This is a genomic window from Bariatricus sp. SGI.019 (assembly GCF_050315235.1).
In the GTDB taxonomy this organism is placed as follows: domain Bacteria; phylum Bacillota; class Clostridia; order Lachnospirales; family Lachnospiraceae; genus JAFBIX01.
The window spans coordinates 77,265-99,111 of sequence record NZ_JBNPOQ010000011.1; the positions used below are offsets into that span (position 1 = coordinate 77,265).

Sequence of the window (21,847 nt, forward strand, 5' to 3'; positions counted from 1 at the left end):
ATTTGAACATCTTATTAATACTCAGGAACCTCATTATTCACTTCAACAGTCACCTTATCCAGTTTCCAGATATCATCCACATATTCCTGAATGGTTCTGTCAGAAGAGAATTTACCACAGCAAGCAGTATTCAGAAGAGCCATCTTCGCCCATCTTTCCTTGTCTTCGTAAGCTGCTCCTACCTTCTCCTGTGCCTCTGCATAAGCGCGGAAATCTTTCAGAATGAAGTACATATCTGCACGGTTGCCGCCCCTGGTGTTCAGAAGAGAATTGTACAGATCACGGTACATCTCTGTGTCGCCATTTGAGTAGGTTCCATTTACCAGCTGGTCAACGACTTTGCGCACATCTGGATCGTTGTTATAGATATCCCATGGATTATAGCCGCCATTCTGCTCATAGTTAATGACTTCGTCTGAACTCAGACCGAAGATAAATGCATTCTCAATTCCGACTTCTTCCACGATCTCTACGTTTGCACCGTCCATAGTTCCAAGAGTCGGAGCACCATTTAACATGAACTTCATATTACCAGTACCAGATGCTTCTTTGGAAGCCGTTGAGATCTGCTCGCTGACATCTGCTGCCGCGAAGATCATCTCTGCATTGGATACACGGTAATCCTCGATAAATACAACTTTAATCTTGCCGTTGATGCTGCGGTCATTATTGATGACATCTGCAACGGAATTGATCAGCTTAATGATCTGTTTTGCACGGATGTATCCTGCAGATGCTTTAGCACCAAAGATAAATGTTCTTGGGAAGAAATGTTTCTCTGGATGCTCTTTGATCTGATTGTACAGATACATAACATGCATAATATTCAACAGCTGACGTTTGTATTCGTGAAGACGTTTTACCTGTACGTCAAAGATAGATCTTGGATCCACTTCGATTCCGTTGTGCTCCAAAATATATTTTGCCAGACGCTCTTTGTTCTTATACTTAATATCCATGAATTCCTGACAAGCCTTCGGATCGTCGGCCAACGGCTTCAGTCCACTCATCAGAGACAGGTCTGTGATCCAGTCCTTGGTTCCAAGCTTCTCGGTTACCCAGTCAGCAAGAAGCGGGTTACCATGCATCAGGAAACGTCTCTGCGTAATACCATTTGTCTTGTTGTTGAACTTCTGTGGCATCATCTGGTAGAAATCTTTTAATTCCTGTTTCTTCAGAATCTCTGTGTGAAGTCTTGCCACACCGTTGACAGAGTAACCGGCAACGATTGCAAGATGAGCCATTTTCACCTGACCGTCTCTTAAGATTGCCATGCTCTTAACCTTATTCTCATCACCCGGATACATTGCACGGATCTGCTCAATAAAGCGGCGGTCGATCTCCTGAATAATCTGGTATACACGAGGAAGCAGTCTTGAGAACAGATCGATCGGCCATTTCTCCAGAGCCTCTGCCATAATCGTATGGTTGGTGTATGCACAGACTTTTGTCGTGATCTCCCATGCTTCATCCCATCCCAGATTCTCTTCATCCAGCAGGATACGCATTAATTCTGCAACTGCAACTGTTGGATGTGTATCGTTCATCTGCACGGTCATCTTCTCATATAATTTGTGAATGTCGTCGTGTTTTCTCTTATATTTTGCAACCGCTGCCTGAAGACTTGCAGACACGAAGAAATACTGCTGTTTCAGTCTCAGCTCTTTTCCTGCATAGTGGTTATCATTTGGATACAGAACCTCTACGATATTCTTTGCAAGATTCTGCTGCTCTACTGCCTTGTGATAATCTCCACGGTCAAATGACTCCAGCTGGAAGTCTACGATCGGCTCTGCATCCCAGATACGTAAGGTGTTAACCACATGATTATTGTATCCTACGATTGGATAATCATATGGAACCGCCATAACAGATTCGTAGTTTTCCTGTTTAAAGCGAATATCCCCAGTCTGATTGTCGTACTCAACACGGATATTTCCGCCAAAGCGAACTTCCTTGGCATATTCTGGTCTTCTTAACTCAAATGGATTGCCATCCTTCAGCCAGTTATCCGGTGTCTCTACCTGATAACCATTTTCAATCTTCTGTTTGAACATTCCATAGCGATAACGGATACCACAGCCATATGCAGCATACCCCAGAGATGCAAGTGAATCCAGGAAGCAGGCTGCAAGACGTCCCAGACCACCATTACCAAGTGCCGGATCCGGCTCCTGATCTTCGATGGCATTGAGGTCAATTCCCATCTCGTCCAATGCTTCTTTTACTTCTGTATACGCTGTCATGTTGATCAGGTTATTACCGAGTGCTCTTCCTAACAAGAACTCCATAGACATGTAATATACGATCTTCGGATCATCTTTGTCATACTGTCTCTGCGTTGCGATCCAGTCATCAATAATTGCTTCTTTTACTGCATATGATACTGCCTGAAACAGCTGCTGTGGTGTTGCCTCTTTTACTGTTTTGCGGAATAAATGCTTTACATTGCTTTCCACTTCTTTTTTAAATGCTTCTTTTTCAAATCTTGGATTATACATAATATTTTCCCTTCCTTTACTCAAGCCTGGGGCAAGATTATTTTCTTTCCACGCCAAGTGTCACTTTTTCTCCATTGATCTTCCACTCTTTTACATAACCTGCAGGCGCCGCTTTCTCCACCTTCAGTGCAAGTGTTTCATCTCCAATAGTCTCTGCATTTGCTGCAAATACTTTCTCAGCCTTCTCTGTTCCTTCATAAGTGATCTCAATCTTATCCATCACTTCAAAGCCAGCTTCCTTACGCATGGTCTGTACTTTACTGATGATCTCACGTACAAATCCTTCTTCCAGAAGCTCTTCTGACAGATTCGTATCCAGAACCACTGTGATACCATTATCATTTTCAGATACATAGCCTTCCATCTGAGCGCTTTCAATCAACAGATCTTCACGGAACAGTGTAATCTCCTGTCCGTTAATATCTAACTTCAGGGCATCTGTAGCATTCAACTCATCCATTGCTGCATTTCCGTCGATCGTACCGAGCGCTGCCTTAATGCCTCCTAACATTTTACCATATTTTGGTCCCACTGTCTTTAGTTGAGGTTTGAAAGAATATGACGTAAAATCACGGACTTCTTGTGTAAATGTCATAGTTTTTACGTTCAATTCGTCTTCTACGATCTCCTGATAGAATTCTGGAAGCTCAAAAGATGCCTTTACATACATCTGTCCGATTGGCTGACGGTTCTTGATGTTTGCAGCATTTCTGCAGGCACGTCCCATCACTACCAGCTTCAGGACTTTATCCATGTTAGACTCCAGTTCCTCATCGATATAAGCATCATTTGCAACCGGGAAGTCACACAGGTGAATACTTTCTGGCGCATCCTTATCAATGCTTCTTACCAGATTCTGGTAAATATCTTCCGTCATGAACGGAATCATCGGAGCGGCAACCTTGCAGGCTTCTACAAGTGCTGTGTACAGAGTCATGTAAGCATTGATCTTATCCTGCTCCATTCCCTTTGCCCAGAAACGCTCACGGCTTCTTCTTACATACCAGTTACTCATATCGTCTACAAAATCCTGCAATGCTCTTGCTGCTTCCGGGATTCTGTAATTGCCAAGATCATCGTCTACTTCTTTGATCAAAGTATTCAGCTTGGACAGTAACCATTTATCCATAACGGATAATTTATCATATTCCAATGCATACTTGGTTGCATCAAATTCATCAATATTCGCATACAGTACGAAGAAAGCATAAGTATTCCACAGAGTTCCCATGAATTTGCGCTGTCCTTCGGTTACTGCTTTTCCGTGGAAACGATTTGGCAGCCACGGAGCACTATTTACATAGAAATACCAACGAATCGCATCTGCACCGTATTTCTCCAGTGCGTCAAATGGATCCACCGCATTTCCCTTGGACTTACTCATCTTCTGTCCATTCTCATCCTGCACATGGCCCAGAACGATAACATTCTTATATGGCGCCTTGTTGAAGATCAGAGTAGAGATCGCCAGCAGAGAATAGAACCATCCACGGGTCTGGTCTACCGCTTCAGAAATGAAATCTGCCGGGAACTGCTTCTCGAACAATTCCTGATTCTCAAATGGATAGTGGTGCTGAGCAAATGGCATAGATCCAGAGTCGAACCAGCAGTCGATAACCTCTGGAACACGATGCATTTCCTTACCACAGATCGGACACTTAATCGTCACTTCGTCAATATATGGGCGGTGCAGCTCGATATCGTCCGGACAGTTGTCAGACATTTCCTTCAATTCCGCAATGCTGCCAATGGAATGCTGATGTCCGCACTCACACTCCCAGATATTCAGCGGAGTTCCCCAGTAACGGTTACGGCTGATACCCCAGTCCTGAACATTTTCCAGCCAGTCGCCGAAACGACCCTTACCGATACTTTCCGGGATCCAGTTGATGGTATTATTATTCGCAATCAAATCGTCCTTAACATCCGTCATCTTGATGAACCAGGATTCACGAGCGTAATAGATCAGCGGAGTATCACATCTCCAGCAGTGTGGATAACTATGCTCGAACTTCGGAGCATCGAACAACAGTCCTCTTGCTTCCAGATCCTTCAGCACTTCCGGATCAGCCTTCTTCACAAATAATCCGGCAAATGGAGTCGTCTCTCCCATATTACCCTTCTCATCAACCAGCTGAACAAACGGCATGTCGTACTTGCGTCCGACCTTGGCATCGTCTTCACCAAATGCAGGTGCGATATGAACCACACCAGTACCATCTGTCAATGTTACATAAGAATCACAGGTAATAAAGAACGCTTTCTTATTCTGCTTCGCTGCACAGTCATAAGCACACTGATACAACGGCTCATACTCCTTGTACTCCAGGTCCTTTCCTTTATAAGTCTCAAGGACTTCATAATCAGCGGTTCCCTCAGCAGCGCCAGACTTCTCCGCCAGACCGCCAAGAACCGTATCAAGCAGTGCTCCGGCCATGTAATATACATAACCATCCGCAGCCTTTACCTTCACATACTCCTCATCCGGGTTCACACAGAGACCGATATTAGACGGCAATGTCCAAGGCGTCGTCGTCCATGCCAGAAAATAAGCATCCTCGCCAATGACCTTGAAACGAACGATCGCAGAACGCTCCTTAACATCCTTATATCCCTGCGCAACTTCCTGCGCAGACAGCGGAGTTCCACAACGCGGGCAGTAAGGCACGATCTTGAATCCCTTATACAGAAGACCCTTGTCCCAGATCTTCTTTAATGCCCACCATTCAGACTCAATAAAGTTATTATCATACGTAACATACGGATTCTCCATATCCGCCCAGAAACCAACAGTACCTGAGAAATCCTCCCACATACCCTTGTATTTCCATACACTCTCTTTACATCTCTTAATAAATGGCTCCAGACCATACTCCTCGATCTGATCCTTGCCATCCAGGCCAAGAGCCTTCTCAACCTCCAGCTCAACCGGCAGACCGTGGGTATCCCATCCAGCCTTACGCGGAACCTCATAACCCTTCATCGTACGATATCTCGGGATCATATCCTTGATAACACGCGTCAGCACATGCCCGATGTGCGGCTTACCATTCGCAGTCGGAGGACCATCATAGAACATGTAGATCTCGTTCCCCTCACGCTCCTTCATACTCTTCTCAAAGATGTGATTCTCCTCCCAGAACTTCTCAGTAGCCTTCTCCCTGTCCACAAAATTCAAATCTGTAGAAACCTTCTTATACATAATAACCTCCTTGGGGACGTAGTACTTTTGCAAAGTACTACGTCCCAAAATAAAAAATGTGGTGTACCTAATTGAAAAATGCCCTGTACCCAAAATGATTTTTTCGTGGATATAGAACAAAAAAGCTTCCGTCCTGAATAGGACGAAAGCTGTACTTACGTTTATAAACCACCTAAACATACTATCATATGTCTTCTCTGTAACGGGCGAATCCCGGCAGCCTTTACTCGGTTCAACTTACCGCCTTTCAGGAACTGCAACTCGGAAGTGATATTCAGATATATTCTACTTGTATCAGGCTCCCACCATCCCCGATTCTCTGCATCGTTCAAATATAACCTACTGTCTTCGTCAACATTTTTCTCAATATGCGGTTTTATTATACTGAAAACCCCCTTGATTCGTCAAGGGATTTTTTCACAATGATTCTGCATATTTTTCGTCATATTGTATAAAGGGGACAGGGTAAATCGAAAAAGGGACAGGGATATTTTAATTTGGGACGGAGGAAAATGAAAAAACCCCCGTCCCAAATTACTTTCGTTTTCTGACGATCATGGTGCGTAAAAATACTGCAATCAGCACCAGTAATAAGATGCTGGCTACGAGGATGATGATTTTTTCGGCCAGGGACTTTTTGCCGAATTTCTCGACGAGCTTTTCCCACAGGTTTTTCTCATTATCCTCCGATTTTTCTTTTGTCTGCGCCCGCAGCTCTTTGACATCCTGCACTTTTGCGGAGTGTTCTGCCAGATAAGATTGGCTTAGCACAGCCCGGGCAGAGCCAACTACTTGATCATCATAGCGATATTCTAGTGTGGCTTCTGTACTTGTCCCGCCATCTGGAATAATCTCCATAGCCAAGTCCGTGAATTCCACGCCATTTGGCACCACGACATATCCACTGCATTCATCCACATCTTCTGATGTTTCGTTCTCTGCCACGGAGATCTTCTGGAAGTTGGCAAATGCATAATCGAAGAGATTTCTTGTATCGGGGTATATATTTGCCCCGTGGGTACGCAGCACGACGCACACCAACTGTAAGTTTCCGTTATCTGCCATGGTGATCAGCGTAGACAGTGCATCGGACGTGTATCCGGTCTTTCCACCAATCGCATATTCATAATAATTCGAGTTCCCTGGAATCAGCATCTTATGCTTCTGCTGGAAGACGTGCTGCTCCGTGGTCTCTGATTCAGGAATCTCGTAATTCAAAGTCTGTACAATACTGAAGAATTCTGGATACTTGAACGACTCTCTTCCAATCAGTGCCATGTCCCTCGCACAGGTATAATGATTCGGGTCGTGCAGCCCATTGGTGTTCACGAAATTCGAATTCTCTCCGCCCAGTTCCTTGCACCGGATATTCATCTGTTCCAGGAACCAGTTATAATCGTATCCGGCATTGATTCCCACACTTTCTCCCACCGCATAAGCCGCCTCGTTGGCCGATGCAAGCAAAGTAGCGTGCAAAGCCTGATCCAGCGAGATGATGTTGCCTTCTTTCAAGCCCACCGAAGAATCTCCCGGCTGCAGGAATGCTACGCTGTCATGGGAAAATGTCACCGTATCCGTCAGCTGTCCATTCTCCAACGCCACTAACGCTGTCAGCACTTTGGTAATACTTGCCGGATAGTGGTGATCGTCAATATTCTTCGCATACAGGATCGCTCCCGTTCCTACCTCCATCACAATCGCCGCCTCGCCATAGGTTCCGGGTCCCTGAGGCCAGTTCGCCCATCCATTACTCTCAACCGGCATCGCATAGACCTGCTGCTGCAACTCCTGCTCCGCTTTCTCGGCTTTCTCCTGCTCCGTCAGCCCTTCGTCCCCCTCTTCTGCCGCCTCTGTGGCCGATGCCGTCAGGATCATTCCCGGACAGATTCCACCACATAAGATGACCGACAAGACGACCATCATCAAAAAGACTGCCAGGATCCGCCTGCCTCTTTTCATAGATATTTCCTCCGTACATTCCGAGCACCCTTTACAGAGCATGCTCTATATCTCTTACTCATTTTATCATATCTCCCTCTTTATTTCCATGTACAATGTTATGCACACTATGTACCTATGTTGATGCGCAACACAATACAAACGCGCAACACAATACAAATGCGCAATATGAATACACAAGATAACTCAACACCCACGCACCATACACAAAAAGGAGAGTACACGCCTCTCCTTTTATCACAAAACATATTCAAATCTTACCATTCACGCAACCATCCAGCGATTAATACAGCAATTCCTCCAGGAACTTCTTATTCGCATCAAAATCTATCTCCAATACTGCCATCCCCTCATAGGTGATATCCGTATAAGTTCCATCCTGCGGAAGACTTGCCTGCTGCATCTTCAGATTATCTACCGCCAGGACATCTTTGGCCATATCGTAGATCTCTGTCACGCTCATATTCGTCTCAACTTGATTCATGCAGTAATTGATCAGCGAGAGAATGGAGGAAGGATCTTTATCTTCCATTACTTTGCGGTATATTCCGTACATGACGCTGCGCTGCCTTCTCGTTCTCTCAAAATCACTTCCCAGCGTACGGTTTCTGGCATGCGCCAGTGCCTGGGAGCCTGTCAGAATCACATCGCCGGACTGGATATTCGGCATACCGTTCTGACGATAATATTCTGCCTCTTCTTCAGAAATATATACCTTCACGCCTCCGATCTCGTCAATAATGCCAACCAGATTTTCAAAATTAATGGTAATATAATTCTGAATATCCAGATCATAAGTCTTATTGATGGTGTTGATCGTAAGACCGACCCCTCCATATGCGTAGGTATGACCAAGTCTACTCTTGCCATAACCATCGATATCTACCAGCGAATCTCGCAAGAAGGAAACCACCGTAGATTTATTTTCCTTTTTGTTAAATGAAACCAGCATCATACTGTCAGAACGTCCCATGTCTGAATTCGGATCTCTGGAATCTGTACCGACCAACAGCACATTGTATACCTCGTCATCCTTCTGATCCGCCTCTGCAATTTTTACAGACTTCGCCTTTGGATCCACCTCATCTGCAGGAACAATATCAACCGTATCTTTGTAGAATTTCCAGATAATAGAACCATAGACACCTACAATCAACAATATCACTGCCAGTATGACAATTCCTATAATCTTCCGCTTTTTATGCTTTCTGAAAAACTTCATCTACAGTGCCTCCTTACTCCTTAATGACACGTCCGTCTTGATCCTGTGTTCCTTTTTCTGCGTCCGTATAATTTCCATAATGACTCCGGCTTCCATAACGCCCATAGCCGCCATAACGCTTATATCCATAGCTGTAACCATACCCATATCCACGGCTTCTGCTTGAACTGTCACTGTTAAATACATAACCGATGATGTGGATTCCGCTCATCGCAAGAGCCTGCACACCTTCCCGGATCTGCCTCATCTTCGTATGGTCATAACGCACCACATAGAGAGCTGCATCCACATATCGTGCAAGTACCGGGGCATCTGCCAGCAATCCTGACGGGGCCGTATCAAATATGACAACATCCGCCTGCTTGATCAATGCCTGAACCAACGCCCGCATGCTCTTTGAACTCAGAAGCTTCGTATTTCCTTCGTCATTCTCACCACCGTAGAGCACCTTCAGACTTCCATTTTGCACTTCTACATTTACCATAGCATCCTTAATGGCAACTTCCTTTTTCAGAACCGCTCCAAGCCCAGGGTGCTTCTCCTGTTCATTCATCACACCCGCAACAGATGGGTTTCTCATATCACAGTCCACAAGGATTACCTTCTTCCCCTGCTTCGCGATTGAGATAGCCAGATTCGCCGCAAGGGTCGTCTTACCTTCTCCTGGAATGGAACTGGTAATCAGAAGAGACTGGAAACCATTCTCCTCCATATCCCGCATTACCTTAATTCTTATTTTTCGGATTGCTTCCACATATCCTTGTGAGATTCTTTCATTCAACAGACTTAACGTATTGTGAAATGTCTCTTTCTTACGCTTCTTCACCCGAATATACGGAACACTTCCACAATCCATCAGATTCAATTGCTTTTTTAATTCTTTCTTGGACTTCACCGTTCTTCTCTGCAACACATAGAGAACCAGTATGACACATCCAATCAAAGCTCCTTTTAAAGCGCCTCTCTTATAGGAACCTCGAATTACCTCTGAACGCTTTGTATCTGACGGAATTCCCGTCTCATCCAACACGGTGAGTTGCGTCTTTCCCACAACAAACTCTGCTACCTGCGGATAATTGTCTAACACAGAGACCAGTGTATTATACGCCACCTGCGGGTCATCTGCCGTCACAGAGATTGTGAGCAGGTTGGTTCCCTCATCCGCCTCTGCGCTAATCGTACCTGGAAGGGCATTCACTCCCAGATCTTCCGCCACTACATCTTCCAGAACACCGCTGGTAAGAATGTACGGAAATATCTGTGCCATATCCTGTGCAGAACTTCCAGTGGTAGAATTCACCGATACCGTCGCCGACGCAACATATTGAGACACATAAGTAGTTGTAGTAGTAAAATAATTCTTCACTGCAAAAAACACAGTCAAAACTACGATCAGCCACCATAACTTACGCACCCCTTGACAAAAATCAACCAGAAGCGACGTAAGATCTATCTTCTCAGGCGCTTCCCGAGATTCCTTCCCGGACATTTCTCTATAATCTTCCATATGCCTCAATTCCCTCTATTCTTATTATAATTCCCATAATGACCATATTGTCCATATCCATACTTGCCATAATAGCGTCCGACCGAGCTGTCTGCCACACTGGAAAATGTCTGCACTCCATTGAGCACAACACCCAGGATCTTCGTATGATTATCACGAAAATCATCCATAATATCATTAACATCTTCAGCCAGCATATAATTCTGTCTTACTACCATCAATACCGCGTCTGCACACTGTGCAAATACTTGCGCATCTCCCATGAGCCCTGCCGGTGGAGTATCAATGATTACATAATCCGCATATTTTCTACATGCATTCATCAACTTCGGAAGCTTATCTGTATGAAGGATCTCAGTGGAAGAAGAATAACAGTTTCTTCCGCCAAGGAAGAACAGATGCGGTCGTTCCCCTTTCATCAATATATCCGTCAGCACACCAGAACCTTTCAGGAATTCACCCAGCTCATTCTTCTCCTCAACCTTCAGATCAAAGATCAGGAACTGAGAAGGTCTGCGGATATCACCATCAACAAGAATAACCTTCTTCCCCTGCTCCGCAAGACTGATTGCAAGGTTCGCTGCCACCGTAGACTTTCCTTCATTCTCCGCGGTACTTGTAACCACCAGAACTTTGCGATCATCCTTCGCCATCTGGTATTCCACTTTCGCCGCCAGCTTCTTGTAACTCTCTACAAACGGGAAACTTGCAATTGGATTATCGATCAGCGCAGCAGATTTCTTATGATGTACGAACTCCTGTAACGTCTTGTATTTGAATTCATAACTAATCGCACCAAGACTTCTCGCATCCAGTTTCTTCTCAATCTCTTTCTCCTGCTTGACCGAATTCTGCATAAAGGATAAGAGGCCGAATAAGAGGACACATATTCCGGCTCCACCTAAGAATCCCTTCTTCATCTCTCTTCTCGTGTTCAATGGATTGGTCGATGCATAAGGCATCTTCGGTTCTTCCAGCACACTAAGGACTGCATTTCCCACCGTATAAATGGACACTTCTGAGTAGTGCTCCATGATCGTCCGGATAATATCTATGGAATCCTTCGCCGTATCTGCGGTCACATTAAGCGTGAGCAGATTGGTCCCTTCCTTTACCTCCGTAGTAATCTTCGCATCTACTTCTTCCATTCCAAGATTCTCACAGATAATCTTCTCCATGACATTACTTTTCAATACCTTTTCAAAGGTCTGTGCCATGCTGTATGCTGCTGAAAGATTACTGTAGGTATTATTACTTCCTTTGGAACCGACAACAAATGTAGCCGTCGTCGTATATTCCGGGACATACTGTACACTCGTTACTACATAGGTTAACATCGCTCCTGCAAGTGCTCCCAGAAGAATCACCCACCAATTCCTGAGAATATCCTGCACCAGAGTAAAAAGATCGACTCCCGAATCAACTGCTGCCGATATCTCGTCTCTATTTTTCTCGTCTCTGCTCATTCTATTCTCCTTCCACAACCACATACAACTTGGTAACTGCAGTCACACCACTGTCACCTGTATAAGTAAATTCCACCGTATAGACACCTGGATTCTCATAATCTACATAAGATGCAATTCCGATTGCCTCCCTGGTTCCGGCAATCATAGCACCATCCGCTTCATAAGTATATTCCGTCCCATTTTTCTCAATTCCAATCAGATAAGCAGCCGGATCAATGGGTTGATTCACAGTTGTATATGCGATATACTCTGACAAAAGCGGATACTCCTTATAATGCTCCTGACGGTCATCTGAATCCGTAATCGTCATCTCTGCCGCTACCGAACACACATCTCCTGCACTGTTGCTGACCTGCAGAGTCACCGGAAATGTTCCTGCCTGTCCACTATAATAACTGTTATCCACAATCGTACGAATCTGATTGGTCAGATCCCCATCCAGACAATCCTCCGCGGACAGATACTCTGACATCGTTGTATCCGCCTGATCTGTACTGGAAAAACGCAGAGGCTTCAGCATGTGGATCTTCGGAGACGTATAATCTGTATATTCCACCGTCCGTTCCAAAGTCGCCATATTATTGGCCTTATCAAAGACCACATACGTCACGGTACGCTTATTATTAATGAAATGTGACATCGCGGAGATTCGAATAGAATCTGTAATATCCCCATCTTTATTATCCTTCGCCGTGACCCCCTTTAAGAGAGCCTCCTCCTGATCTGCCACGCTGACGGACACCGTATCTTCCTTACACTGAATCTCCGGTGCCGTATGATCTTCCAACACTCTTACCTTCACCTGATATCCTGCAAACAGAATACACGACACGACAAATATTATACATATGACTATTCTTAATCTTCTCATACTCTACTTCCTTATCTATATATCATACTCAGAAAACTCGATTGGTTTCCGTTTCAATATGGGACTATTACTGCAGATTCTCTCAGGATTGTGTTTGAACACAAGATCTGTACATCTCTTAGAATACTCCTCACACACTTCCTCATATGCATCCAACATATACGGTGTCCTCTGAAACGGACTGTGTGCATCACTTGCCACAACAGAGACCAGATTATGCTTAAGCATACGATAAGCTATCCTTTGTGCCTTTCTTCCGAATCTCCCCTGAAAACTCCCCTTATTCACTTGTATCACACATCCGCTCAGTCTCCACTGATACGCAATCTGCGGCCGGTCCTGAATAAATTCATATCGCTCCGCATGTGCAACTACTGGCTTGGCACCTACCGCACACATCCTGCGCAGCAGATCCGTTGCAAAATCAGGATCTTCATCAAAAGAAAATTCCACCAACACATAGCGACTCTGATTGAGCGGCATAATCTTCCCATCCACAAGCAGATCCGGCAGATTATACGTCGCAAAAGCCTCCATTCCCGGATACAGCCTAAGCGGAATCTTCTCCCTTGCCAACGCCCGTACACTATCCTGGAACACCTTGACATAAGCATCGCTAAAATAATTATCAAAAAGCCCCGGCAGATTACAGTGCGGCGTCGCCACCATAGCTTTCACGCCACTGTCTACCGCCATTCTCGCCATCTCAAGAGTATCGTATATATCCTCCGCCCCGTCATCTATACCTGGTAAAATATGCGCATGTATATCTATCATTTTATCATCCTTTATTCATGCAATAATGTGTAATTATATCACAAAATGCATTCTCTGTGTAAAAAACTACTAAAAATCCATCGCCATCTTTCCAGCTTCTTCCTCTGACAGTTCGGTGACCGTCGTTTCCATCACCCGGTATACCCGCTGACACATATTCAACACACTCGGCCGGTGCGTCGTCACAATACAAGTCTTGTTCGGCCGCTGATTGATAATATTTCTCAGCACCTGGCGTTCCGTCGTTACATCTAATGCAGACGTCGCTTCATCCAGCAGTAGAATCGGGGCATCCCGAAGCACCGCCCTTGCAATGGCAATTCTCTGCGCCTGTCCCTCGGAAAAACCACGGCCTCTCTCACCGATATTACTGTTGATCGTCTCCGGCATCTTTCCGACAAAATCCCATGCACAGGACACCTTCAACGCCTCAATAATCTCCTCATCCGTGGCATCTTCCTTCACCATCCGCATATTTTCCGCAATCGTCCCCGACAGAATTGTATTTCCCTGTGGAACATAGGCAAAGAGATGTCTCGTCTCCACATTCATCTCCACTTCACTTCCATCCGATCCCTTCATGACTGCCTGTCCCGCTTCCGGACGAATCAATCCAAGGATCAGACGAATCATGGTTGTCTTACCTTCTCCAGACGGTCCTACCAAAGCCACGATCTCTCCCGGGCATGCTTGGAACGAAGACTTTGTAATTACCCGTGTTCCTTCCACATAGGAAAAATCCACATCCCGCATCCGCACTTCGAATCCATGCTCTGCAAGCGCATCCAGCTTACTGCTCTCCGCAATATGCACTTCCTTCGGAAGCTGTGCCAGTTCCCGGATACGGTGTGCAGAAATTGAACTGTTTAAAAAGTTCGGAATAATCGAAATCACATTATTAAACGCGGAATTCAGGTTGCCTCTCTGCTGCAAGAACAATGTCATCGTTCCATACGTAATATCATGCGTCCACAGACGGAACAGACAGTAGCCAAATGCCGCATACTGCACGATCATTCCCATGATTGACATGAATACCCCTGTCTTAATAGAGAACATATTGTACTCCAGGCTGACGTCCTTGTATTTTCTCTGCCATTCCCGCATCTTCTTTCCATATAAAGAAGATATTCCAAAAGACTTGATCGTATCAAAATTATAAAAAGTCTCCACCTCAAAAGTCATCATGTTACTATTCATCTCTTTGACTTTTCTTGCATACTCCCGCTGCTTTTTGATCAAAAACTTAGACATCAGAAGCATAACCGGTGCGCTTGCAAAAGCAAGCAGAGACATAACCTTGTCATAATGCCAGATCACTACAAACGTTGCTATAAAATTATAGACTGCGATCACAATCGTCGGAAGCCAGCTGATCGCATTACTGCTGACCGTGCTCACATCACTGTTAAAACGATTCAGCACATCACCATTGCTGTACTTATTAATCTCCAGCCAGTCTGCATCTATAATCTTATCAAATATATCCGCCTGAATATCATTATTAATATAGATACTCAGCTTTGCTGACACACGGTTGATCACATTGGAAAACACCAGACTGAACACCGCACTTCCCAGTGTGATCGCAATCATGATCCACAGCTTGCTCGTCTGATATCCGGTAATAATATCAATCATATACTTACTCGCCACACTGCTCACAAGCCCCATGGATGTACTGAATATACCAAGCAGCGTATAGAATATGATCGCACCCTTGTATCTCTTACTATAGGAAAAAATCCATTTCCAATCATCAATGATCTCCGAAAATGTCCCATCCTTCCATCTCTTTATCAATATATCCAACGATTCAAAGGATATTCCTCTTCCACTTTGATTTTCTTCCATCTAATTCCTCCACGTATCAGAACTCCTATCTTCTTATCTTCGCGTACACGCTCATGATCATACGTCGTACCGGTATCATATGAAGCCATACATGCTCAAAAAACTCCCACCAGAAGTCTCCGGGCTCTATCCATCTGCCCTTTCTCTGCACCTTTGTCACAATTGCAAAGATCTGTTCCCCAGGGACCGGCCCTTCTATGTCAGTCTGCGCATCCCCAACGATATAATATCCTTTCGGACGCACCTTCCAGATCCGGTGCATCACATACTGCCCGCTCTTCCTCTGAAAAAATACAATATCCCCCTTACGAAGTTCCCGGTCCGGCTGCCGGAAATACACATAGTCGCGTTCATGAATCAAGAACGGAGACATACTGCTGCCAGCCACCAGAAGGCTCACTTCCTTCCCCTCCTGTACCAGATCCTTCAATACAGATAAATACTCCTGCGTATCAACTCTTCTCATGGATAACCTCCACTCTGCCATATGCTTATACAGAAACATTGTAGCATAAATCGATACCTCATGGCACAGATTTCTTATTTTTAACACAAAAAATACACAGGTTATCGCCTGTGCCAGACTGTAGACAAATCAATAACTGTATCATGCAAAATAAATCCATCCTCATCATCCTGCCATGTTCCATGCCCGAACCACCTATTTACATGCAATGAGAAATCCGTATCATTAGGCTGTTCAGCAAGCCAGTTTTGTCTATTACATCCATCCGTTCCCCAGCAAGCTTCAAACTGTGTATAAAATTTATCATCTTTGGCAGTACCTACGCCAGGATTGAACTTTACAGCACATTCTGTCTGAGTATCCAAGAACATGGTATTATACTGTGTATTCTCATGACCTGGACTTATACATTGTACTTGCATTGGCGCTACATTGTATATTGGTTCTTTGCAAGCTGCGATATATTGATTAGCGATAAAAGTCTCTGCATACATCTGTGGCTTTTCATAGCTTATACGTTTCATTGTAATCCCCTCGTCTTTCCTATATTAAATATAAATAAAATTATCATTTTACGGAATAACAAGATGTTTTCATCGCATTTAATAGAAAATCAGAGAAGAGTTTTACACATTTTTTGCTAGAATCTATGTTGATAAATCCTTTTTATAAAAATGATTCGAAAAATGTCAATAAGTTTTTGCGATTTTTCCATATTTCACCGAAAAAAGTTATTGACTTTTCCACATAATGGCGAGTATAATTGTTTTGTAGAGTTAGGAAAATGATAATTTTACAGATTGTAACAATTAGGATTAGTGAAAAGTAAACGAATTATTCAAAGTAGATTATATTTGATGATAGTATGTGAGGGAGCGTAAGTTTATGAAAAGAGAGTATGTAACACCTATGATGATTGGAGAGAGATTTTCACCGAATGAATATATAGCAGCTTGTGGTGAAAGTGGGACAACATATAAATTTGTTTGTGATGCGCAAAGGAAGTGGGGAGCTAATTTGGGTGGCATTGTATATTTAGAAACAAATGGAGTAGATGGTTTGCAAAGGTCTGGAAGTAATCCTGACTCTCCTTTAGGACTATACCATAGTTGTAGTGCTACACATATTGTTGAATCAACAAGTGAGTTCTTAGATGGGTACTTTGAACCAACTGGAGTAATTGATGCAAGAGTACGTAAAGTAGTTATTTGGAGAGGCGAGGACGGACAGAATATTCATTGTACAACTAAGCTCAATAAAACAGACTGGGAAACAGCAAAATCATAAATTAGCAATATATATGACTGGAGTCTTTCTCCAGTCTTTTTCAATGTTATATCAGATATTCGAGGAGCGATTTATGGAATTAACAGAAGGTATGACGACAATTGAACAGGCACTAATGTCCCAGGCGAGTCTAAAACGTACTCCCATTAATGGTAGCCTGGAGCTTCTCCCTCTATGTAACATGAATTGTGATATGTGTTATGTCCGACTCAGTCGAGAGGAGATGGAGCGTCAGGGACGCATGCGTACTGGAGATGAATGGATAGAAATCGGAAGGCAGATGCAAAAAGCCGGCGTCTTGTTCTTGCTATTAACCGGTGGAGAGCCATTTTTGCACCCGGAATTCCGCCGAATCTATCTGGAGCTTCGAAATATGGGGATAATTTTGACGATTAACACGAATGGGACAATGATCAATGAAGAACTGGCGAGGTTTTTAGGGGAGAATAAGCCAAGGCGTGTAAATATTACATTATATGGTGCCAGTGATAAAGCATATGAAGATTTATGCCATTTTCCAGGAGGATTCCAAAAGACGATGGAAGGCATTCGTTTTCTGAGAGACTATGGGGTTGATGTAAAGATTGGCGGGAGCTTGACGAAAGCGAACCAGCATGAGATTGAGTCAATCATTGAGATTGGAGAGAAATTGGATGTTCCGGTGCGTATTGACACTTATATGATGCCAGCAACAAGAGAAAGGAGTATGCCGTATAATCTTCAATCCCGGGTAGAACCAGAGAAAGCGGCAGATATAAGGATACAGTCTTTGCGCAGAGAGATGGGGGAAGAACTTTTCGCACAGTATTCTCAAAACGTTATGGAAAATATAAAACGTGATGAGCAACAGATTAGCCAAAGAGGTATGTCCTGTTATGCGGGGAAAAGTTCATTTACCATTAACTGGCAGGGAGAGATGCGTCCTTGTGTTATCATGACAGAGCCGAGTCTGTCTGTGTTTGATGCGGGATTTGATGCTGCCTGGAAATATATTGTTGAAGAGACAGATAAGATTCTTCTGAGTGAGCAATGCAGTACTTGCCGGATGCGTTCTTTATGTAGAACTTGTGCTGCCAGTGCGTTCTTGGAAACGGGTAGTTACGAGGGAACACCGGAATACATGTGCAGATATACCCGAAAATCATTATGTCTCCTCTAATCTATAATATCATACTCCCGCAAAAGTTCCACCCGGCTCATTCCAATCTCCACGCCGCCCGGCTCTTCTTTGCTGTTCTTTCTTTTGCTCTTTAAGTAACCCACGATTCTCATGCCCCAGGCTACCGGCAAAAGCCACGGGCATTTTTTTATCCACGGATATCCTTTTTCCATATAGGCTTTCCCCGGGAACAGGGATGCCTTCACAGAAGCCACGGTATCTTTCTTTCCGCTTTCTGCTGCTGCCAGTGTAATATTAGAACTGTGCTTTCTCTCCATCGTGCTGTCTCCGAAGATGCCGCTGTCAAGGAGATCAAGAAGCAGATGATCACAGTTCACGTGTTCTTTCTGCAGGAACACCGGATAATGCGCTTTCTCAAAAGAGAATCCAAGATACTTCCGTCCTATCTCCGCCAGTCCATTCCAGAACCCTTCCATGCGTAATTCCTGTAATCTCCCGTATATATACTCCCAGTCAATATCAGCTCCGTAGTGTTCTGCCATCATGACCATATCACAGACCTGACGGATTCCAAATCCGCCATGAAGAAAGTGCTTCAGGCTGTGACAGAGCAGATAAAACAGGTGAAGCGTCGGACTCAGCGTCCAGATCTTCTGCCCCTGTATCACCTCACTGATACAGGTTTCAAATGCGTCTGCAAACTCTCTGTTCAGGTGTCCATATGCACCGGACTCTTCTGCAAACAGGTCAAAATGCATCTCAATATACACACCATTTTGCGGATTAATATAAGGAATCTCCTGCGGCAGATGTTCTGTATCGGGCTCTTCTCTCTGAAACCCTTCGGCCACCAGAATCTCGTCACATAGGGCAAAGTCTTCTTTCCGAACAAGAATATCTTCATCGCCGGACACGCGATAATCTGATTTCTCATACAGATTACGACAAATAATACCCTTCACAACCAGCGGGCGTACGCCCGCCTCACAGATCTTCTGATAAATACGCAGAAAACCATCTGCCCGCTGCATCTGCATCATAACATCCCGCATCGTATAATTCTTAAATGCTCCCGCAAGGCCGGCATATTCCGGTCTTCCAAGAAGCACATCGTTACGGATCTGTTCATAAACAGCAGCAGTCATCTTATGGATACCCGCCATCTGATATAATTCTTCTATTTCTTCAAACGCTTCCGGAAAATGATATTCTTTTCCATGCATAAAGCTTTCAAGAATTTTCAGGAATTCTTCCTGTACACGTGTAAGTCCCACCATCACAGAACCCTTTCCAGACATCTTACTGCCTCCTCTGAGATATCACATCCAAGTTCATACATCGGAACCTCTGCAATAATCTCCTCTATTTTATCCATCGCTTTCATCTGATACTCTGCATTCCACATATTGATGGTAATCTGAGCCATCAGCTTTTGTACCGCTTCGAATCCTTCGAGCCTCTCTATACTGTTCGTCCTGGCCTGGTGAAGCATCACAATCGCACGGATCGGATAAGATTCGTTATTACATATATCCGAGCTTCCGCAGACCGGCCAGCCGCAGGCATACCAGCCATCCTTTTCCCGAACCAGAAGAGACCGGTCTCCATTCACAGTTCGGGTTCCGCGATACTTCTCCCACAGATCAGCCTGCGTTGACTTCCCTGTCTCTGACGGTGCAGAAAATAGCACCGCTTCCCCCTCCCGGTACATATACGCCGAGTGTAAAATCAGGGAATCATGCTCCAGCATCAGTTTTTCTAACGCCAGCAGCGATACAAAGATTGTATCGTATACCAGCATTGGCGTAACCTTTTCATCAACCCATACCTGATATGGCATTCCTTGTTCTTCAAACAGGATCCCATACGGCTCTCTGGTTCCATGAAAATTCAGTATCCGGCATTCCATTCCCGGAGCCATCAAAAGTCGAAGCGTCTCTCTGCAAATCTCTCTCATATCAGGATTATTTTGCCTAATACCTTCTTCGACTTCTGCAAGAGATGATGTATATCTAATCTCGTACAGTCTGTCATTGTTCCCGGTATCCTCGCACGCAAATTTCTGCATATTCTCTGGAACCGGCATCCTTTCCGGCATATTCAGTTCTATTTTTACGTGACCAAATCGATATTGCTTTTTCACACCTTTTTCTCCTGTTGCTCTCCTATATCCACATATTCCGCATTTTCTTCTCCCGCTTTTACCTGTTCTCCATAAACGCCGTAATTGCCGTAGCGTCCATATCGATAACCGCCATATCCGCCGTAGCCTCCCAGAGCCCGTTCAGCACCGTTGAGAACTGCGCCTATAATCGGCAGTCTGGAAAGTGTCAGCATATCCATGCCCTCTGCAATCCTCTCTATTCTTGCATAGTCCTGCTTTACGACATAGAGCGCACAGTCTGCACATCTGGCAACTGCTGATGCATCCGCCAGCATTGCCGCCGGAGGGGTATCCAGAACCACATAATCATACCCGTCTTCCAGCTCATCCATAAGCTCTTCCACCCGTCCGGTACTAAGAAGTTTAATCGGATCCGACACCGCTTCTTTTCCAAAAAGCACATCGACTCCCCAATCGTCCAGTGTCTGGATTGCATCTTCTATATTTATTTTATTTCTCAGCACATCTGATATACCGTATTTTACATCAGCTTCTAATCCAAGAACTTTGCCAACAGAGGGATTTCTGAGATCCATATCAACCAGCGCAGTTTTCCTTCCTTTTTCAGCCAGAGACAGAGCCAGATTCGCGGCCAACGTAGATTTACCTTCGCCCGGCAAAGAGCTTGTCACCAGGATCACTCGTCCATCGAAGCGTTTTGTTTCCCGAATTACCCTTGTCCGGACGGTACGCATCGCTTCCAGAAATCCGTAACCAACTTTATCATTATAAATGTGGATATGCCTGTCAAACTGTTTACGGCGTTTCTTAAATGTAATCTTCGGTATAGATGCTATACAGGTTACACTCAAATATTTCTTAAAATCCTCTTCCCTCTGAATCGTATGATTCGTCAATGTATAGAAAAAAGCAAAAATCATCCAGAGTAAACTTCCGACAGCAGCGCCTTTGGCAAGGCTCATCCTCTTATCCATATAATTCCATGGTCTTGCTGCAATTCCCGAGTCATCCAGCACTTCTATCTGTATCTTACCCAGCACATACACACTGGCCTTGGGACAATTCTCCAAAATCGACTGCAGGATACCATATGCCATTCCTGCATCATCAGAGGTGACCTTCAGTATATAAAAATTTGCCGATTCCTTACTCTCTAATTCAATCTGCGCAGGAAAGGTGTCCAGTTCCAGATCCTCCATAACCATATTCTTCATCACATCCGACTGAAGAATGTACGGCAGACTCTCCTTCACCTGTTCGCTGCCACTGGTTCCTCCACTGATTACCGAGCTTCCCTCTGTATTCACTGAAAATGTTGCCTGACTCTGGTATTCCGGCTGATAATGGACTCTTGCGTAGATATAAAATCCTGCTGCCGTTATCAGGATACATATGATCAAAGAAATCCAGAACTTTCTAACTGTTTTCAGAAAATCTTCCAGAAAAGAAGTAATATCGATTAAATTGGGTTCTTCTTTATTACTCAT

17 protein-coding genes are annotated in these 21,847 nt (G+C 44.4%); 2 read left to right on the forward strand and 15 right to left on the reverse strand.

The annotated features are described in order from the left end of the window. Nucleotides 1–14: 14 nt before the first annotated feature. The 12 genes from ACQRD1_RS08675 to ACQRD1_RS08730 all read right to left on the reverse strand — a co-directional run bounded on the left by ACQRD1_RS08675 (nucleotide 15) and on the right by ACQRD1_RS08730 (nucleotide 16,352). Nucleotides 15–2,501 carry a glycogen/starch/alpha-glucan phosphorylase gene (locus ACQRD1_RS08675; protein WP_235232484.1) on the reverse strand — a complete coding sequence of 829 codons (2,487 nt, stop codon included), beginning with the start codon at nucleotides 2,499–2,501 and terminating at the stop codon, nucleotides 15–17. A gap of 37 nt (nucleotides 2,502–2,538) precedes the next feature. Then, the gene (gene ileS, locus ACQRD1_RS08680; RefSeq protein ID WP_427787257.1) at nucleotides 2,539–5,703 is read right to left on the reverse strand and encodes an isoleucine--tRNA ligase; all 3,165 of its coding nucleotides are present in this window, start codon (nucleotides 5,701–5,703) and stop codon (nucleotides 2,539–2,541) included. Nucleotides 5,704–5,864: 161 nt separating this feature from the next. Beyond that, nucleotides 5,865–6,035, reverse strand: coding sequence for a hypothetical protein (locus ACQRD1_RS08685; protein ID WP_235232486.1), 171 nt, complete (start codon nucleotides 6,033–6,035; stop codon nucleotides 5,865–5,867). A gap of 202 nt (nucleotides 6,036–6,237) precedes the next feature. Further along, nucleotides 6,238–7,662, reverse strand: coding sequence for a D-alanyl-D-alanine carboxypeptidase family protein (locus tag ACQRD1_RS08690; RefSeq protein WP_427787258.1), 1,425 nt, complete (start codon nucleotides 7,660–7,662; stop codon nucleotides 6,238–6,240). A gap of 283 nt (nucleotides 7,663–7,945) precedes the next feature. Further along, complete coding sequence (locus ACQRD1_RS08695; RefSeq protein WP_427762184.1) at nucleotides 7,946–8,884, reverse strand: LCP family protein; 939 nt, start codon at nucleotides 8,882–8,884, stop codon at nucleotides 7,946–7,948. A 13-nt stretch (nucleotides 8,885–8,897) separates the two neighbouring features. After that, nucleotides 8,898–10,391 carry a polysaccharide biosynthesis tyrosine autokinase gene (locus ACQRD1_RS08700; RefSeq protein ID WP_427787259.1) on the reverse strand — a complete coding sequence of 498 codons (1,494 nt, stop codon included), beginning with the start codon at nucleotides 10,389–10,391 and terminating at the stop codon, nucleotides 8,898–8,900. Nucleotides 10,392–10,396: 5 nt separating this feature from the next. Continuing rightward, on the reverse strand, nucleotides 10,397–11,857 hold the full coding sequence (locus ACQRD1_RS08705) for a polysaccharide biosynthesis tyrosine autokinase (protein WP_427787260.1): 1,461 nt from the start codon (nucleotides 11,855–11,857) through the stop codon (nucleotides 10,397–10,399). 1 nt (nucleotide 11,858) lies between these two features. Then, nucleotides 11,859–12,731 carry a hypothetical protein gene (locus ACQRD1_RS08710; protein ID WP_427787261.1) on the reverse strand — a complete coding sequence of 291 codons (873 nt, stop codon included), beginning with the start codon at nucleotides 12,729–12,731 and terminating at the stop codon, nucleotides 11,859–11,861. A gap of 15 nt (nucleotides 12,732–12,746) precedes the next feature. Further along, on the reverse strand, nucleotides 12,747–13,508 hold the full coding sequence (locus ACQRD1_RS08715) for a tyrosine-protein phosphatase (protein ID WP_347375611.1): 762 nt from the start codon (nucleotides 13,506–13,508) through the stop codon (nucleotides 12,747–12,749). A 69-nt stretch (nucleotides 13,509–13,577) separates the two neighbouring features. Then, a complete protein-coding gene (locus ACQRD1_RS08720) occupies nucleotides 13,578–15,362 on the reverse strand; it encodes an ABC transporter ATP-binding protein (protein ID WP_427787262.1) in 1,785 nt (594 codons plus the stop codon). Nucleotides 15,363–15,387: 25 nt separating this feature from the next. Beyond that, complete coding sequence (locus tag ACQRD1_RS08725; protein ID WP_427787263.1) at nucleotides 15,388–15,828, reverse strand: S24/S26 family peptidase; 441 nt, start codon at nucleotides 15,826–15,828, stop codon at nucleotides 15,388–15,390. Nucleotides 15,829–15,929: 101 nt separating this feature from the next. Beyond that, entirely contained in the window at nucleotides 15,930–16,352 is a 423-nt protein-coding gene (locus ACQRD1_RS08730; protein WP_427787264.1) for a hypothetical protein, read from the reverse strand. 361 nt (nucleotides 16,353–16,713) lie between these two features. Here ACQRD1_RS08730 and ACQRD1_RS08735 point away from each other — a divergent pair, with 361 nt between their 5' ends. Both ACQRD1_RS08735 and ACQRD1_RS08740 read left to right on the forward strand, forming a co-directional pair. Continuing rightward, nucleotides 16,714–17,115 carry a hypothetical protein gene (locus tag ACQRD1_RS08735; protein ID WP_427787265.1) on the forward strand — a complete coding sequence of 134 codons (402 nt, stop codon included), beginning with the start codon at nucleotides 16,714–16,716 and terminating at the stop codon, nucleotides 17,113–17,115. 73 nt (nucleotides 17,116–17,188) lie between these two features. Further along, the gene (locus tag ACQRD1_RS08740) at nucleotides 17,189–18,274 is read left to right on the forward strand and encodes a radical SAM protein (protein ID WP_427787266.1); all 1,086 of its coding nucleotides are present in this window, start codon (nucleotides 17,189–17,191) and stop codon (nucleotides 18,272–18,274) included. Here the strand turns inward: ACQRD1_RS08740 and ACQRD1_RS08745 are convergent. The 3 genes from ACQRD1_RS08745 to ACQRD1_RS08755 are packed head-to-tail and all read right to left on the reverse strand — an operon-like array spanning nucleotide 18,271 to nucleotide 21,847. Next, nucleotides 18,271–19,533, reverse strand: coding sequence for a nucleotidyltransferase domain-containing protein (locus ACQRD1_RS08745; protein WP_427787267.1), 1,263 nt, complete (start codon nucleotides 19,531–19,533; stop codon nucleotides 18,271–18,273). The two genes, ACQRD1_RS08740 and ACQRD1_RS08745, sit on opposite strands and share 4 nt — an antisense overlap. Further along, nucleotides 19,512–20,378 carry a hypothetical protein gene (locus ACQRD1_RS08750; protein ID WP_427787268.1) on the reverse strand — a complete coding sequence of 289 codons (867 nt, stop codon included), beginning with the start codon at nucleotides 20,376–20,378 and terminating at the stop codon, nucleotides 19,512–19,514. Before ACQRD1_RS08750 ends, ACQRD1_RS08745 begins: the two co-directional genes overlap by 22 nt. Beyond that, a complete protein-coding gene (locus ACQRD1_RS08755) occupies nucleotides 20,375–21,847 on the reverse strand; it encodes a polysaccharide biosynthesis tyrosine autokinase (RefSeq protein ID WP_427787269.1) in 1,473 nt (490 codons plus the stop codon). The genes ACQRD1_RS08750 and ACQRD1_RS08755 overlap by 4 nt, the downstream gene beginning before the upstream one ends.

What these genes read in the sequence shown, in the direction of transcription:
- ACQRD1_RS08690 (WP_427787258.1), bottom strand. Translation starts at nt 7,662, where the DNA reads ATGAAAAGAGGCAGGCGGATCCTGGCAGTCTTTTTGATGATGGTCGTC.
- ACQRD1_RS08710 (WP_427787261.1), bottom strand. Translation starts at nt 12,731, where the DNA reads ATGAGAAGATTAAGAATAGTCATATGTATAATATTTGTCGTGTCGTGT.
- ACQRD1_RS08755 (WP_427787269.1), bottom strand. Translation starts at nt 21,847, where the DNA reads ATGAGTAATAAAGAAGAACCCAATTTAATCGATATTACTTCTTTTCTG.
- ileS (WP_427787257.1), bottom strand. Translation starts at nt 5,703, where the DNA reads ATGTATAAGAAGGTTTCTACAGATTTGAATTTTGTGGACAGGGAGAAG.
- ACQRD1_RS08735 (WP_427787265.1), top strand. Translation starts at nt 16,714, where the DNA reads ATGAAAAGAGAGTATGTAACACCTATGATGATTGGAGAGAGATTTTCA.
- ACQRD1_RS08745 (WP_427787267.1), bottom strand. Translation starts at nt 19,533, where the DNA reads ATGTCTGGAAAGGGTTCTGTGATGGTGGGACTTACACGTGTACAGGAA.
- ACQRD1_RS08675 (WP_235232484.1), bottom strand. Translation starts at nt 2,501, where the DNA reads ATGTATAATCCAAGATTTGAAAAAGAAGCATTTAAAAAAGAAGTGGAA.
- ACQRD1_RS08720 (WP_427787262.1), bottom strand. Translation starts at nt 15,362, where the DNA reads ATGGAAGAAAATCAAAGTGGAAGAGGAATATCCTTTGAATCGTTGGAT.
- ACQRD1_RS08695 (WP_427762184.1), bottom strand. Translation starts at nt 8,884, where the DNA reads ATGAAGTTTTTCAGAAAGCATAAAAAGCGGAAGATTATAGGAATTGTC.
- ACQRD1_RS08700 (WP_427787259.1), bottom strand. Translation starts at nt 10,391, where the DNA reads ATGGAAGATTATAGAGAAATGTCCGGGAAGGAATCTCGGGAAGCGCCT.
- ACQRD1_RS08725 (WP_427787263.1), bottom strand. Translation starts at nt 15,828, where the DNA reads ATGAGAAGAGTTGATACGCAGGAGTATTTATCTGTATTGAAGGATCTG.
- ACQRD1_RS08715 (WP_347375611.1), bottom strand. Translation starts at nt 13,508, where the DNA reads ATGATAGATATACATGCGCATATTTTACCAGGTATAGATGACGGGGCG.
- ACQRD1_RS08730 (WP_427787264.1), bottom strand. Translation starts at nt 16,352, where the DNA reads ATGAAACGTATAAGCTATGAAAAGCCACAGATGTATGCAGAGACTTTT.
- ACQRD1_RS08740 (WP_427787266.1), top strand. Translation starts at nt 17,189, where the DNA reads ATGGAATTAACAGAAGGTATGACGACAATTGAACAGGCACTAATGTCC.
- ACQRD1_RS08705 (WP_427787260.1), bottom strand. Translation starts at nt 11,857, where the DNA reads ATGAGCAGAGACGAGAAAAATAGAGACGAGATATCGGCAGCAGTTGAT.